The sequence below is a fragment of the Streptomyces sp. SID13726 genome, from assembly GCF_010548375.1.
GTDB lineage: Bacteria > Actinomycetota > Actinomycetes > Streptomycetales > Streptomycetaceae > Streptomyces.
In genome coordinates this window covers 1-385 of the sequence record NZ_JAAGLY010000865.1, presented here as the reverse complement: position 1 = coordinate 385, position 385 = coordinate 1, and the positions used below count along the sequence as shown (strand labels likewise).

General features: G+C 73.2%; 1 protein-coding gene. It reads left to right on the top strand.

Annotated features, from left to right (window positions below; genetic code table 11):
• The coding region (locus G3I78_RS50710; protein ID WP_164437437.1) for an EamA family transporter at positions 1-385 on the top strand (385 nt) is incomplete at both ends.

Sequence of the window (385 nt, the reverse complement as noted above, 5' to 3'; positions counted from 1 at the left end):
ACCGGGTCGTGTGGAGCCTGCTCTTCTGCCTCGTGCTCCTCGCCGCGACGCGCCAGCTCGGCGGGTTCGTCACCGCGCTGCGCACCCCGCGCACGCTCGGCGTGCTCGCCGTCGCGGCCGTCCTCATCGTCACCAACTGGACCGTCTACGTGTACGGCGTCCTCAGCGGCCACGTTCTCGACGCCGCGCTCGGGTACTTCATCAACCCGCTCGTCACGGTCCTGCTCGCCGTCGCCGTGCTGCGCGAGCGGCTGCGCCCCGCGCAGTGGGCGGCCGTCGGCATCGGCGTCGCCGCCGTCGTCGTCATCAGCACGGGCGCGGGCGGCCTGCCGTGGATCGCGCTCGCGCTCGCGGCCTCGTTCGGCCTCTACGGCCTCGTGAAGAA